This is a genomic window from Methylocystis parvus (assembly GCF_049675845.1).
Taxonomy (GTDB): domain Bacteria; phylum Pseudomonadota; class Alphaproteobacteria; order Rhizobiales; family Beijerinckiaceae; genus Methylocystis; species Methylocystis parvus_A.
Window position 1 is genome coordinate 4,030,858 of the sequence record NZ_CP187161.1, and the last position, 12,633, is coordinate 4,043,490.

Consider the following 12,633-nt stretch of genomic DNA (forward strand, 5'->3'; position numbering starts at 1 on the left):
GACCGGGGAAGGCTTTAAAGTTCTGGAGACACACAATGCCACACTTCACTAAACTGGCGTTCGCCTGCGCTTTCTCGATATTCGGCTTGGCAGCGATTGCGCAAGACACGGTCGGCGCGCTCTCGGACCCTGAGATCGCGCACATCGTCGGAACCGCTTTGAAGGAAGAGATTGCGACCGCGGACCTTGCCTCCAAAACAACGACGGACCCGACGATAAGGGTTTTTGCCCAGGCGACGTCGCGCGCGGCCAGTCGGGCGCACAGGACAGTCGACGACATGCTGACGACGCGCGATCTCCAGGCGACGGACGACCCGCTCAGCCAGTCCTTGAGCGGCGCCGCGGCCGATCAGCGGGGCCAACTGACCAGGCTGACCGATGCAGCGTTCGACAAGGCCTATGCGAATAACGAGATGCTTTATGATCAAATGGTCATCGGCATCCTTGACGTGACGCTCTCGCCGTCCGCGAAAGGAGGCCGTCTCAAAGCGGCGCTCGAGACATGCCGCGCGTTCTTCAAGCTCCAGTTGGCCGGAACCGAGGCGCTCGCGAGGCGGCTAAAATAGCCAGGCCACTGGCTTGCGACGCCAGCGCCCGCAAATGCGGGCGGAGGCTCGCCGGGCGAATATGTCCGGTCACTCGCTTTGCGCGGTTCGCAAAACAACGTAAAGCGGAGGCGGAGCCTAGTTGAGAGGAGAGATTTGATGTCCAAGAAAGCGGCGATGCTGGGCGTGGCGGTGGTTCTGATGGCGACGCCCGTTCTCGCCCGCGACAGGTTCGACGTCGATTACGGCCGCAACGACAACCGCCATTATCACAGCAGCCAAAGGCATCGCAGCGGGGCCTGGATCGACAATAATCGCGGCCATGTCGGCGGGTCGCACGGCAGACATTGGGGCGCCAGCCACGATCATTTCAGCCCACGCGGGCAGGGCGGTTATCACTGGGGCTGGTAAGCGCGAGAAACGACGCCGCCCGCGAAGACGGGCGGCGCCCGATTGTCACTTCTTGACGCCGAGCACTTTCTCGGCGGCGGTTCCAAGGCTGAGGTCCTTGTTGGCGCCGCAGAATTTGCCGAGCTTCCCGGCGTTGGCCTGCATCTTGTCGAAGTCGATCACCGGCGGATCGTTTTCGTCTTTGTAGTAGCCGTCGAGCCAGGCCATCGTGGCCCCGATATTCTCCTTGCCGCTCGCGATCCACTCGCCGCATGTCACGGTGTTGAGGTCGAGCCGATCCGCGGCTTTAGCGGGCGCAAGGACGCTGGAGGCAGCGACGAGCGAGAAAGCGGCGATCAAAAATTTTTTCATTTGATTTCCCCAAGCTGACGCTCAAGGATCGTGGCGATTATTGGAAAAGACAATCATCTCCATATCTTACCTGCGCTAATTCGCCCGTCTCGATGAAATTTCGATTAATTTGAGCGCGGCGTCGCAGGCGTGTTGGCGGAGGTTCCTTCGATCCTCGACTTGACCGGCGCCGGCGCCGGATCGGCCGCCGCGGCGGTCGCCGCCGCCGGGTCCGCCAGCAACCGCCGCAATTGCGCGACAGCCGTCGCGACGAGGCTCATGCGCGGTCGCGCGGGGCCGATTTCCACCGCCGACATATTGGCCAACACCTTTTCGAGGTTGCCTGTCGGCTGACCGGCGTCCGTGAAGAGCATCAGGTCGTCATTCGGAGATGCGACGACGCCCTCGGCGACATGGGCCGCGTAATTGGAGATTCGCGCCAGTTCGGCCGAGCAATCCACGACGCCCAGGGGACCGCCGAGCGGCGGCGAGGATCCTGCAGGCTCCAGCGAGCCGAGAGAGGCCCTGGCGCCGAGGTCCGTCTCCATCGGAACGGGGCGCGGGGGCTTTACGGTCTTTCCGGCGCGGTTGGGCCGCGCTTCGGCGACGCCTTCCATGATCGAGGGAGCGGGCATCAGCTCCGAGGCGCTGGCCTGCATGCTTCGCACCGGCGCAGGACCGACGCCGCCCCGGCCGTGCGCCGCGAGCCAGCGGGCGCGCAAGGTGTTCTCGATCCCGCGCGGGGCGAGGCCCATGGGCACCACGCGCTGCGGCAACATGCGGGCCATGCCGGCGCGCGAGGCGGGCGCGCCCGAGGTCGGCCGCGCGATCATGGGAGAACATTGCGCGGGCGCCCAGCGCTCGACGATGGCGCGGGCGCTGCGGCGCTTGTAGTCGACGTAATAGCGGCGCAGCAGCAGCGCGGCCACGGCGGCGCCCTCCTCGGCCGAGGCGAAGGCGACATGGCCGTCGGCGTCCGAAGCGATCTCGCCATTCCAGCCGGCCCGCTTCACGCACCAATAGTTATTGAGCTTCACGCAGCGCGCCGGGTCGTTGTCCCCGGCGTCGAGCGCGCGGCGCAGGGCGGCCATGGGAGTCATGTCCAGCCAGCCCGCGCTCTCAAGGCGCCAATTGTCGACGGCGCGCTTATCGGCCGCATAGGCGGGCGCCGGCGTGCGCCAGACGACCGAGGCCGGCGCAATGAGGACCGCAGGCGGCTTGGCGGGCGCGGCGGCGGTCAGAAAGGCGATGAGCGTTTCGAGCAGCATGCGCCGAGGCGCTCCCGGGTTGATTTCAGTCCGGGTCGTCGACGACGTCGCCGCGAAGCGCCGCCGGCGTCACGAAGCGATGAAGCCGCGCCGTCCCTTTCCGGACCTCGGCCCAATGTTCTGTTTCGAAATCGAGAATGGCAAGCGCGGCGGTGGGATAACTCGAACGCATATGGTCGAGGTCTTCTGATTCCCCGCTGCCCGCGAGCCACTCGGCGAGTTCCGCGAAGCCCGGATTATGGCCGACGGCGAGCAGCGTCTGCACCTTGTCCGGCGTCTGCCGCAGCACCTCCACGAGATGTTCGCGCGTCGCGAGATAGATCGTATTCTCGATGAGATGCGTCACATGGCCCGGAAAGGCTTCGAGCGCGCGCTCGAGCGTCTGCTTGGCGCGGCGCGCATTGGAGGCGACGGCGAGATCCGGCGTCATGCCCGCTTCGTGCAGAAATTCGCCCATGCGCCGGGCGTCCGCCTCGCCGCGACCCGTCAGGGGCCTTTCGCGATCGCCGCCCGCCGAGTGTCGATCCGCTTTGCCGTGGCGCAGAAGAAGTAGTCGTCGCATGGGGCCTCTCTAGCATGCAAAGCGGAACGGCCGCCATCCGGCGAACCGCATCTGTTCTGCGGCTGCGACGAAACGTATCGGGTCTTTACCGGGACGAGCCGCCCGTGCAAGCTCGCCGCAAGCCCCTTCCAACGCAGCATGAAAAGTTTCGATAATGCAACAACTTGTGCATAGGAGCGCGGCTTCGGCGCGCCTGTTTTGGTTCGCCGCCTGCGCAGCCGCGCTTTTCACGGCTGCCGCGGCGCCCGCCTCTGAGAGCAATATCGCGCTCGACAATCTGACGCTCACAGTCGGCCAGACGACCTATCGCATCCCTCATCTGGAGCTTTCCGGCTCGACCCTGACGGCCGCCGAACTCGCGGATCTCTTCAAGGGCGACGAGAAAGCTGTGGATGGACGGATCGCGCGATTCTCTGCGAAGAGCCTCGTCATTCCCTCCGTAACGACCGAGAGCGCCTCTACCGGAGCGACGGAACGCAGGCAGTATCGCGACGTTCGCGCCGAGGATATCCGCGCCGGACGTATCGGCGCCGTTCGGATCGCCGGCGTCGAACAAACAGTGGAAAGGGCGAATGGCGGCAGCGTGGAGCGTTGGGGCCCAACGCTCGCAAAAGGCGTGGATCTGCGCCAGCTCGCCCATATCGCGCTCGCGGTCCGCGTCGATCCGCAGGAGGCGCTGAAGCCGCTCGCCGAGGAGGAAAGCGTCGACTCGGTTACGTTCGAGGACAAGGCCGAGCGTCTCACCATTACGACCGGCCGCATCACAATGACTGGCGTGAAGGGGCGCGCGCTGGCGTCGCCGGCGACGCAGCTATTGGAGCGGCTCGAGAAATACGATCCCGACAAGCCGGGATCCGATCCGACGCTCCCGAAGGACCTCGTCGACGCGATGTCGTCCTTCGACATCGACTCCTTCGACATCCGGGACATAGCGGCGATCGGCAAGGGCGAGCCTGTCGAGAAGCCCTATTCGACGAAGATCGCGCGAATCGCGGCGAGCCGCATCGCCGGCGCGACGGTGGGCGACCTCTCGCTCGACGGTCTCTCCATGCAGTCGTCCGACGGCGGCGTGATCGCGCTCAAGCATTTCGGCCTGCGCGACGCGCGGCTGGCGTCATTCGTGGACAATCCGATACCGCTCATCGGCCATATCGAAGCGAAGGGGCTTGAAGGCGATCTGCCCGACCCCCGCATGGGGGAGGCTTCGCGCATGAAATTCAGCCTCGCCGGCGTGGAGGCAGACTGCAAGGATGTTCGCGAGATCGCGCCGACGAAGTTTTCCGCGCGCATGGACGGCCTGTCGATCGACCTCGCCGCGCGTGGCGAAGCGCCCTCGACCGCGCAGTTTCTTGCGCTCGGCTATCGCAATCTCGATTTTTCCGCCGCGCTTGCCGGCGAATGGCGCGAGAAGACGCAGGAGGCCGTCTTCGCGCCGCTGCGTCTTGAAGGCAAGGATATGGGCGCCGCGACGTTCGGCGTGACGTTTGGCGACGTGTCGAGCGCGGTCTTCTCCACCATGCCGATCGTCGCCAAGGCGGCGGCGCTGGCGTCGTCATTGAAATCGGTGTCCGTCACCGTCGAAGGCGGCGGCCTCGTCGATCGCGTGCTGGCGCTGGAGGCGAAGCAGGACAAAAAGCCCATGGAGAAAGCGCGCGCCGATTACGCCAGATCGGCCGCGGCCGTGGCGACGGCGCTTCTCGGGGGCGGAGAGAAGGCGCGGAAAGTCGGGGACGCATTGTCGGCCTACATCATGAATCCCAAACGGCTGCATGTGCGTCTCGTCTCGGCGAAGGGGATCAACGCGCTGGACGTGATGGGCAAGAACTTCTCCGATCTTTTCGAGGGCGTCGAGGTCGAGGCGACGGCGGACAAATAAGGTCGCGAACGCGCGCGTGCGCCAGCGCACGGAAATGACTCGCGAAGCGTCCTTTGCTGACGGCGAGCCCGCGCAATTTTGCGACGGGCGCCGTAACAGCGATGGAGCGGCGACATGCGCAGATTCACGATCTCCTGTTCAGCATTGCTGGCGCTCGGCGCCAACGCCAGAGCGGAGCAGACGCCGGCCGACAGCACCATCGGCGCCGCAGCCTCGATTGAAAAGCTCGTCGAAGGGCTCACGGCCGACCGCAACATGCGGCTGAAGGCGGGCGACGCGGTGTTTTTCAATGAGCTGTTGACGACGGGGCAGGAGTCGAAAGGCAAATTCGTCTTTGACGATCGCGCGACGCTGCAAATGGGGCCGCAATCGCAGGTGCGGCTCGACAATTTCGTCTACGCCAAAACAGGCGGCGCGCCGGGAGTGGCGTTCAACGTCACGAAGGGCGCGCTGCGTTTCATCAGCGCCGCGGGCGCCCATAAGCCTTATGAGGTGCGTACGAACCGCACGACCATCGGCGTGCGCGGCACCGCCTTTGCGGTGCGCTCCAACGATCTGCGCACCGACGCCGTGCTGTATGACGGCGCCATCGAGGTCTGTCTGCCGAAGGGCGGCGAATGCCGCACGCTCGACAAGCCCTGCACCACGGTCTCCGTCACGGACGCCGGCTTTGAGGAGACGCGGTCGGTCGGCGCGCGGGACTGGACCTTTGACGAACAGTGCCGGCCGAAGCCCGCACCCATCCAGAAGCGCCGTCACGGCGCGGCCGAGCCGCCCGCGAACCCGCCCCCGGTAATCCCGCCCCGGCGGACCGCGCGGGCCGAGCCCCCGCGCAGCGAGCCGCCGCGCCATGCGGCCGTTCGGCCGGCGGAGCAGCCGCCGCAACGGCGCGCCGCCGCCGAGCCTGTCCGGCCGCGCTGGCCCCGCCGGCCCCCCCGCACGACGACGGTGGTCTATGAACCGGCGGACGACGCGCCCGTCTATGCGCCCCCGCGGTTTCCGGTTCGGCCGCCGATCGTCTTCGGCGGCGGACCCTTCTATCCGCGCTTTCCGGGCGGCGGCTGGGGCGGCCATTATCCGCAGCGGCCCTGGGGTGGGGGAATGACGGGCGGTCGCCCCGGTTATGGCGGCATGGCGCAGCGTTGGGGTCGATATTGAGCGGCGACAAATCGCCGCCCCGCGCACGCGCCGATTTGTGAGAAAGTCCCTTGTCTTCTGCCGCCAGGGCGAATTACCGAGGGATTTCTCGGCGTAGAAACAAGGGTTTGTTGATGAAACACGATAGCGTGCCACAAAGGCTCGGCGGCTTGCTGCTCGCACTTGCGCTGTTACAGGGCGCGGCGCATGCGATGGGCGGCGGCGCGGCGCCGAAAGCGACGGATGGCGGCGGCGCGACCCCGCCGACGAAATTGATGGGCGGCGGGCTCGCTTCGTCCGGCACGAATATGGAGATCACATACAGCGCCGACGGCAAGACCGCGCTCTTCACCTCGACGCGGCACGGCAGCGTGAAGTCTGGCACGCCCTATAATTTCGACATCTGGATGTCCCGCAATGTCGATGGCGTCTGGCAGGAGCCTGTTCAATTGGGCCCCGACATCAACCCGACCGTGGGGCCCAATCTCAACACCGCCGATTGGGAGCTCGAGCCGGCCATCTCGGACGACGGGAACGTGATTTACTTCACCCGCTACAAGGCGGGGAATCTCTCGACCGGCGATCTTTGGGTCGTGGAGAAGGTCAATGGCGTCTGGCAGGCGCCGCGCAACTGGAACGACGTGCCGGAACTGCCGCACATCAATACGGAGACGGGCGAGGAGCATTGTCCCATCATCGCCTCGGACAGCCTGATCTATTTCAACTACCAGCAGCCCGGCGTCACGCAGGACAGCGACATCTGGAAGGTCGAGAAGAAGAACGGCGTCTGGCAGAAGCCCGAGAGCCTCGGCGCGCGCATCAATTCGCCCTATCGCGATCATATGCACTGGACGGGGCTCTCAAAGGACGGCAAGGCGCTGATCGTGACCAGCACAAGGCCCGACATGGGTTCGCGCGGCGGGCATGACGAGTGGATTTCCTACCAGAACGCCAAGGGCGAATGGCAGGAGCCGCTGAATCTCGGCGATGGCGTCAACACCAGCGGCGAGGACATGTGCTGGACCTTCACCCCGGACGGCAAAATGTTCACCGGCGGCTGGGGACCGCAGGGCGGGTACGACATGGAGTTGCGGTGGGTGACGAAGGACGACGTGCCGCTCCTGAAGAACTTCGAGCCCATGGGCCCGCCGCCCAATTTGCTGGCGAGCGGTCGAGGGAAGCTGTAGCGCTTCTGGCGGGCGTCTTACCCTCCCCCTCAAGGGGAGGGTGGGATGAAACTCATCCAGAAACAAAACGGGCGCCCTCGAGGCGCCCGTTGTTCTTTGCGGCTGAGGAAGCCGTCAACTCGCGAGGCTCTTCGCCAGCTCGTCCGTATGGGCGTGCATGCGCCGCGCCATCACGTCGATCTCGCGGGCCATGCTCACCATGGCCTCGACCCCGGCGCCGGTCTGCGCCATGGCGTTGGCCACCTGATCGGCGTGGGAGGACATGGCCCCCGCGCTCGTCGCGGCGGAGCGCACGCTGCGGGCGATTTCTTTCGTTGCGGCGTCCTGCTCATGGACCGCATGCGTGATGATCGCGGAGATGTGCTCGACTTCCGCGATCTTCGACTTGATCCGCTCGATCGAGGACACGGACTGGTCCGTCGCCGCCTGGATTTCCGCGATCTGGTCGGCGATGTCCTGCGTCGCCTTTCCGGTCTGGGTGGCGAGGCTCTTCACCTCCTGCGCGACGACCGCGAAGCCGCGGCCCGCCTCGCCGGCGCGGGCGGCTTCGATGGTGGCGTTGAGCGCCAGCAGGTTCGTCTGCGCGGCGATGCGGGAGATGAGGTTCACCACGTCCCCGACGCGGTTGGCGGCGGCGGTGAGGCGCAGCATCTCGGCCGAGGAGCCGTTGGTCTCGACCACGGCCTGGCGCACGACCGCGGTCGATTCGACGGCCTGCTTGCTGATCTCGCCAATTGCGGCGAGGAGCTGTTCCGAGGCGGTGGCGACCGAGCCGACGTCGGCGGCTGCCTGGGTCGAGGCGGTGCGGGCGAAGTCGCTGTCGGCCCGGGCGCGGCGTTCCTGCACGATCATTTCCTCCGAAGAAGCGGCCATGCGCTTGGTCATCTCGCCGAGCTTGGCGGTGGTGGCGGAAAGCTCGACCGAATAGTGCTCCACCTGGTCGCGAATGGCGGCCTCGCGGCGCAGGCGCTCCTCGCGGTCGTCGCGGGCTTTGATTTCGGCCGCCATCTCGTTGTTGGCGCGCACGGCGTCGCGCAGCACGACGAGGGCGCGGGAAATGTCGCCGATCTCGTCCGAGCGGGAGGTGTCCCGCACGTCGATCGTCGTGTCCCCGGCGGCGAGGTCGGTCATCTGGCGGGCGATGTTCTTGATCGGGATGGCGATGGTCTGGTGCATGGTGGGCACCGAGACGCCGACCACCAGAAAGCCTGCGACCAGCGTGCCGACGAAAAGCTCGATGGAGAGGGAGCTCGCCGCCTCATGGGCCGCCCTGGCCAGCGCGACCATCTGGGCGTGGTCGGTCGCCCCGGCGGCCGCGGCGGTGAGGTCGCGGACATTGATGGTGCCGAAATAGGCGGCGGCCCCCATCAGGAGCAGGAGCGCCAGGAACAGGAATTGGCGAAAGACGAGGCCCGCTCCGATGGATAGATTGCGCATTTGCTCGATTGTCCTGCTATTGGATCGGGCACAAGCTAGTTAACAGTCTTTCACGCTTGGTTAACGGTGACGGCTTAGGCGGGGCTAAGGAGCTGAAATGCTGGAAATCGCGGTTCAGATGGACCCGCTGGAGCGAATCAATTTCGCCGGGGATTCGACCTTCGCGCTCATGCTGGAGGCGAAAAGGCGCGGCCATCGGCTTTGGTTCTACACGCCCGACCTGCTGTCGCTCGAAGGCGGCCGCCTGACCGCCCGGGCCCACCACATCGACGTCTTCGACGACCCTTCCCGCTGGTATCACCTCTCCGAGGCGCGGGAGATCGACCTCAGCACGATGGACGTGGTGCTGCTGCGCCAGGACCCGCCTTTCGACCTCGCCTACATCACCTCGACCCATTTTCTGGAGCGCATCCAGTCGCGCGTGCTGGTGGTCAACGACCCCGGCCATGTGCGCAACGCGCCGGAAAAGGTCTTCGTGATGGATTTCGCGGACCTCATGCCGCCGACGCTCATCACGCGCGACCGCGCGGCGATCGAGCGCTTCCGGGCGACGCATGGCGACATCGTCATGAAGCCGCTCTACGGCCATGGCGGCGCGGCGGTCTTCAAGGTGACGCCGAAGGACCCGAATTTCGGCTCGCTCTTCGACATGTTCAGCACGACCTTCCGCGAGCCCTGGGTGGTGCAGCAGTTCCTCCCCGAGGTCGCCAAGGGCGACAAGCGCATCATCTTCGTCGACGGCGAGGCCATGGGCGCGATCAACCGTGTGCCGGCGCAGGACGACATCCGCTCCAACATGGTGCGCGGCGGCGCGGCCGCGGCGACCGATCTCTCGGACCGGGAGCAGGAGATTTGCGCCCGGCTCGGCCCCGAGCTTAAGAAGCGGGGGCTGATCTTCGTCGGCATCGACGTGATCGACGGGCGTTTGACAGAGATCAACGTGACCTCGCCCACCGGCCTGCGGGCCTTAAAGCGCGTCGGCGGGCCCGATCTCGCGGGGCCGCTCTTCGACGCCATCGAGACGCGGCTCGCGGCGCTGCGCGCGGCAGGATGAATTCAATGGATCAAACGGTTTCCGCGGGCGTCTTCGACGGGCTCGATCCCTCGAACTTCAAGGGCCTGCGCGCCGCCCTCGCGGCGCCTGTCGCGGAGCTCTGCAGGACCGAGAAGGGCCATTCGCGGCGCACGGCCGTGGTCGATCTCTTCCGCTCGACGCTCGCCGAGGGGCGCCAGCGCGCCCGTCAGGGGCTCGAGGCGCGGGGCTCGGGCCTCGCCTGCGCGCGGCTCATCTCGCAGCTTCAGGACGAGCTCATCGGCGCCATCTACGACTACGTCGTCAACTACGTCTATCCGGCGGACAATCCCACTTTCGCCGAGCGCCTGACCGTCGTCGCCGTGGGCGGCTATGGGCGCGGCATGCTGGCGCCGGGCTCGGACATCGATCTTCTCTTCCTGCTTCCCTACAAGCAGACTCCCTGGGGCGAGAGCGTCGTGGAGGCGATCCTCTACGTGCTGTGGGATTTGCGCCAGAAGGTGGGCCACGCCACGCGCTCCGTCGCCGAGTGCATGCGCCAGTCGCGCGCGGACATGACGATCCGCACGACCTTGCTGGAGTCGCGTTTCATTCTCGGAAGCCCGGAGCTGTTCGCCGAATTGCAGGAGGCTTTCGACAAGGAGGTCGCGCGTTCGGACGCGCGCGAATTCGTCGCCGCGAAGCTCGCCGAACGCGACACGCGCGTGCGCCGCGCCGGCGCCTCGCGCTATCTTGTCGAGCCGAACGTCAAGGAAGGGAAGGGGGGCTGCGCGACCTCAACACGCTCTTCTGGATTTCAAATATGTCTATCGCGTGCGCGAAGCGCGCGAGCTGGTCGCGGCGGGTCTCTTCACCGCCGCTGAATTTAGCCTCTTCGAGCGTTGCGAGGAGTTTCTCTGGCGCGTGCGCTGCCATCTGCATTTCGAGACGGGGCGCGCGGAGGAGCGGCTGTCCTTCGACATTCAGCCGACCATGGCGCGGCGTCTCGGCTATCACGACCGCGCGGGACTCTCGCGCGTCGAGCGCTTCATGAAGCACTATTTCTCGTCGCGAAGCAGGTTGGCGATCTGACCGCCATCGTCTGCGCCGCGCTGGAGGAAAAGCAGGCGAAGCCGCCCGCGATTTTCGAACGCTTCATGCAGCCCTTCCGCCGCCGCCGCAACAAGGCGCCGAAGGGCGATTTCATCATCGATCACGACCGCATCAGCGTCACCGACGCCGACGCCTTTCACCGCGATCCGGTGAACATCATCCGGCTCTTCTGGATGGCTGATCATCACGGCCTGCCGCTCCATCCGGACGCGCTGCGCGCCGTCACCTTGTCGCTGCGCGAGATCGACGCGGATCTTCGCGCCGACAAGGAGGCGAACCGGCTGTTCCTCGAAATCCTGCTCTCGCGGAACATGACCGAGATCATTCTGCGCCGCATGAACGAGACCGGCGTGCTTGGCCGCTTCATTCCCGATTTCGGCCGCATCGTCGCGATGATGCAGTTCAACATGTATCATCACTATACGGTGGACGAGCATCTGCTGCGCGCCGTTGGCGCGCTCTCCGATCTCGAAGCGGGCCGCCTGCCGGAGCATCAGCAGCTCGTGGGCGAGATTCTGCCCACCATCGTCAATCGCAAGGTGCTGTATCTCGGGCTCTTCCTTCACGACATCGCGAAGGGCCGCAAGGAGGATCACTCCCTCGCCGGCATGGACGTCGCGCGCACGCTCTGCCCGCGTCTGGGCTTCACGCCGGGCGAGACGGAGACGGTCGCCTGGCTGGTCGAGCATCACCTCACCATGTCGAGCTTCGCGCAGAGCCGCGATCTTTCGGACCGCGTGACGATCGAGAGTTTCGCCGCCATCGTGCAGACGATGGAGCGGCTGAAAATGCTCTTCGTCCTTACGGTCTGCGACATCAACGCCGTCGGTCCCGGCGTTCTCGACGCCTGGAAATCCCAGCTTCTGCGCGTGCTCTATTGGGAGACGGAAGTGGTGCTCGGCGGCGGCCATTCCTCCGTCGACCGCAAGAGCCGCGTCGCCGCCGCTGTAGCGGAATTGCGCGCCGCGCTGCCGGATTGGAGCGACGAGACCTTCGACGCCTACGCCAAGCGGCATTATCCCGCCTATTGGCTGAAGGTGGATCTCGCGCGCAAAGAGCGCCACGCGCATATGCTCGAAAAGCTCACCGGCGCCGAAACGCCGCTCGCCACCGCCGTGGAGCTGGATCGCACGCGTGGCGCGGTGGAGCTTACCGTGATCGCGCCGGATCATCGCCGGCTGCTCTCGATCATCGCGGGCGGCTGCGCGGCGAGCGGCGTGAACATTGTCGACGCGCATATCTTTACGACGGCGGACGGACTCGCGCTCGACACGATCTTCGTCTCCCGCGCCTTCGATTTCGACGAGGACGAGCTGCGTCGCGCGCGCCGCATCGCGGAATTCATCGCCAAGGCCCTGCGAGGCGAGGTGATCGTTTCCGACGCGGTGAAGGCGCGCGTCACGCAAAACCAGGCGCCGACCGCCTTCAGCGTCGCGCCGGAGGTCGTGGTCGATAACAGCCTCTCCAACGTCTATACGGTCATCGAGGTCTCGGGCCTCGACCGCGAGGGGCTGCTCTTCGATCTCACCAACGCGATCTCGAAGCTCAATCTGAATATCGCCTCCGCCCATATCGTGACCTTTGGCGAGCGCGCGGTTGACGCCTTCTACGTGACGGACCTCACGGGCGCCAAAATCGTCGGTCCGCAACGCCAGGCGGCGATCAAGCGGACGCTTCTGGAGGTTTTCGCCCCCACGGGCGAGAAGCGCGCCAAAACCAACGGCCACGGGGCGCAGAATGTCGCGGCGACTTGAT

General features: G+C 65.9%; 10 protein-coding genes and 1 pseudogene. 7 read left to right on the forward strand and 4 right to left on the reverse strand.

The genetic code is table 11. The features are described from left to right. The first annotated feature begins 35 nt into the window (after positions 1-35). Both ACPFMJ_RS20780 and ACPFMJ_RS20785 read left to right on the forward strand, forming a co-directional pair. Positions 36-566 carry a DUF4142 domain-containing protein gene (locus ACPFMJ_RS20780; RefSeq protein WP_424361773.1) on the forward strand — a complete coding sequence of 177 codons (531 nt, stop codon included), beginning with the start codon at positions 36-38 and terminating at the stop codon, positions 564-566. 138 nt (positions 567-704) lie between these two features. Continuing rightward, entirely contained in the window at positions 705-956 is a 252-nt protein-coding gene (locus ACPFMJ_RS20785; protein ID WP_424361774.1) for a hypothetical protein, read from the forward strand. 45 nt (positions 957-1,001) lie between these two features. On the opposite strand, the gene ACPFMJ_RS20790 is transcribed toward ACPFMJ_RS20785, so the two are convergent. The 3 genes from ACPFMJ_RS20790 to ACPFMJ_RS20800 form a co-directional block, all read right to left on the reverse strand. Then, entirely contained in the window at positions 1,002-1,307 is a 306-nt protein-coding gene (locus ACPFMJ_RS20790) for an HdeA/HdeB family chaperone (protein WP_424361775.1), read from the reverse strand. A gap of 104 nt (positions 1,308-1,411) precedes the next feature. Next, positions 1,412-2,554 (reverse strand): hypothetical protein, encoded by a 1,143-nt coding sequence (locus tag ACPFMJ_RS20795; protein ID WP_424361776.1) that lies wholly within the window; start codon positions 2,552-2,554, stop codon positions 1,412-1,414. A 25-nt stretch (positions 2,555-2,579) separates the two neighbouring features. Beyond that, positions 2,580-3,116 (reverse strand): SixA phosphatase family protein, encoded by a 537-nt coding sequence (locus ACPFMJ_RS20800; protein WP_424361777.1) that lies wholly within the window; start codon positions 3,114-3,116, stop codon positions 2,580-2,582. A 154-nt stretch (positions 3,117-3,270) separates the two neighbouring features. On the opposite strand from ACPFMJ_RS20800, the gene ACPFMJ_RS20805 reads away from it, so the two are divergent. From ACPFMJ_RS20805 to ACPFMJ_RS20815, 3 genes are all read left to right on the forward strand, one after another. Further along, entirely contained in the window at positions 3,271-4,992 is a 1,722-nt protein-coding gene (locus tag ACPFMJ_RS20805) for a hypothetical protein (protein WP_424361778.1), read from the forward strand. Between the two features lie 114 nt (positions 4,993-5,106). Then, on the forward strand, positions 5,107-6,150 hold the full coding sequence (locus ACPFMJ_RS20810; RefSeq protein ID WP_424361779.1) for a FecR family protein: 1,044 nt from the start codon (positions 5,107-5,109) through the stop codon (positions 6,148-6,150). Between the two features lie 113 nt (positions 6,151-6,263). Then, on the forward strand, positions 6,264-7,316 hold the full coding sequence (locus tag ACPFMJ_RS20815) for a hypothetical protein (protein WP_424361780.1): 1,053 nt from the start codon (positions 6,264-6,266) through the stop codon (positions 7,314-7,316). 114 nt (positions 7,317-7,430) lie between these two features. Here the strand turns inward: ACPFMJ_RS20815 and ACPFMJ_RS20820 are convergent, their stop codons facing one another. Beyond that, positions 7,431-8,753, reverse strand: a complete 1,323-nt coding sequence (locus tag ACPFMJ_RS20820; RefSeq protein ID WP_424361781.1) for a methyl-accepting chemotaxis protein — start codon at positions 8,751-8,753, stop codon at positions 7,431-7,433. A gap of 97 nt (positions 8,754-8,850) precedes the next feature. On the opposite strand from ACPFMJ_RS20820, the gene gshB reads away from it, so the two are divergent. Further along, positions 8,851-9,807 carry a glutathione synthase gene (gene gshB, locus ACPFMJ_RS20825; protein WP_424361782.1) on the forward strand — a complete coding sequence of 319 codons (957 nt, stop codon included), beginning with the start codon at positions 8,851-8,853 and terminating at the stop codon, positions 9,805-9,807. A 5-nt stretch (positions 9,808-9,812) separates the two neighbouring features. After that, positions 9,813-12,632: pseudogene (locus ACPFMJ_RS20830) on the forward strand ([protein-PII] uridylyltransferase). Position 12,633 lies beyond the last annotated feature (1 nt).

Excerpts from the sequence above, each read along its gene's own strand:
- ACPFMJ_RS20780 (WP_424361773.1), top strand. The coding sequence starts at position 36 with ATGCCACACTTCACTAAACTGGCGTTCGCCTGCGCTTTCTCGATATTC.
- ACPFMJ_RS20785 (WP_424361774.1), top strand. The coding sequence starts at position 705 with ATGTCCAAGAAAGCGGCGATGCTGGGCGTGGCGGTGGTTCTGATGGCG.
- ACPFMJ_RS20790 (WP_424361775.1), bottom strand. The coding sequence starts at position 1,307 with ATGAAAAAATTTTTGATCGCCGCTTTCTCGCTCGTCGCTGCCTCCAGC.
- ACPFMJ_RS20795 (WP_424361776.1), bottom strand. The coding sequence starts at position 2,554 with ATGCTGCTCGAAACGCTCATCGCCTTTCTGACCGCCGCCGCGCCCGCC.
- ACPFMJ_RS20800 (WP_424361777.1), bottom strand. The coding sequence starts at position 3,116 with ATGCGACGACTACTTCTTCTGCGCCACGGCAAAGCGGATCGACACTCG.
- ACPFMJ_RS20805 (WP_424361778.1), top strand. The coding sequence starts at position 3,271 with ATGCAACAACTTGTGCATAGGAGCGCGGCTTCGGCGCGCCTGTTTTGG.
- ACPFMJ_RS20810 (WP_424361779.1), top strand. The coding sequence starts at position 5,107 with ATGCGCAGATTCACGATCTCCTGTTCAGCATTGCTGGCGCTCGGCGCC.
- ACPFMJ_RS20815 (WP_424361780.1), top strand. The coding sequence starts at position 6,264 with ATGAAACACGATAGCGTGCCACAAAGGCTCGGCGGCTTGCTGCTCGCA.
- ACPFMJ_RS20820 (WP_424361781.1), bottom strand. The coding sequence starts at position 8,753 with ATGCGCAATCTATCCATCGGAGCGGGCCTCGTCTTTCGCCAATTCCTG.
- gshB (WP_424361782.1), top strand. The coding sequence starts at position 8,851 with ATGCTGGAAATCGCGGTTCAGATGGACCCGCTGGAGCGAATCAATTTC.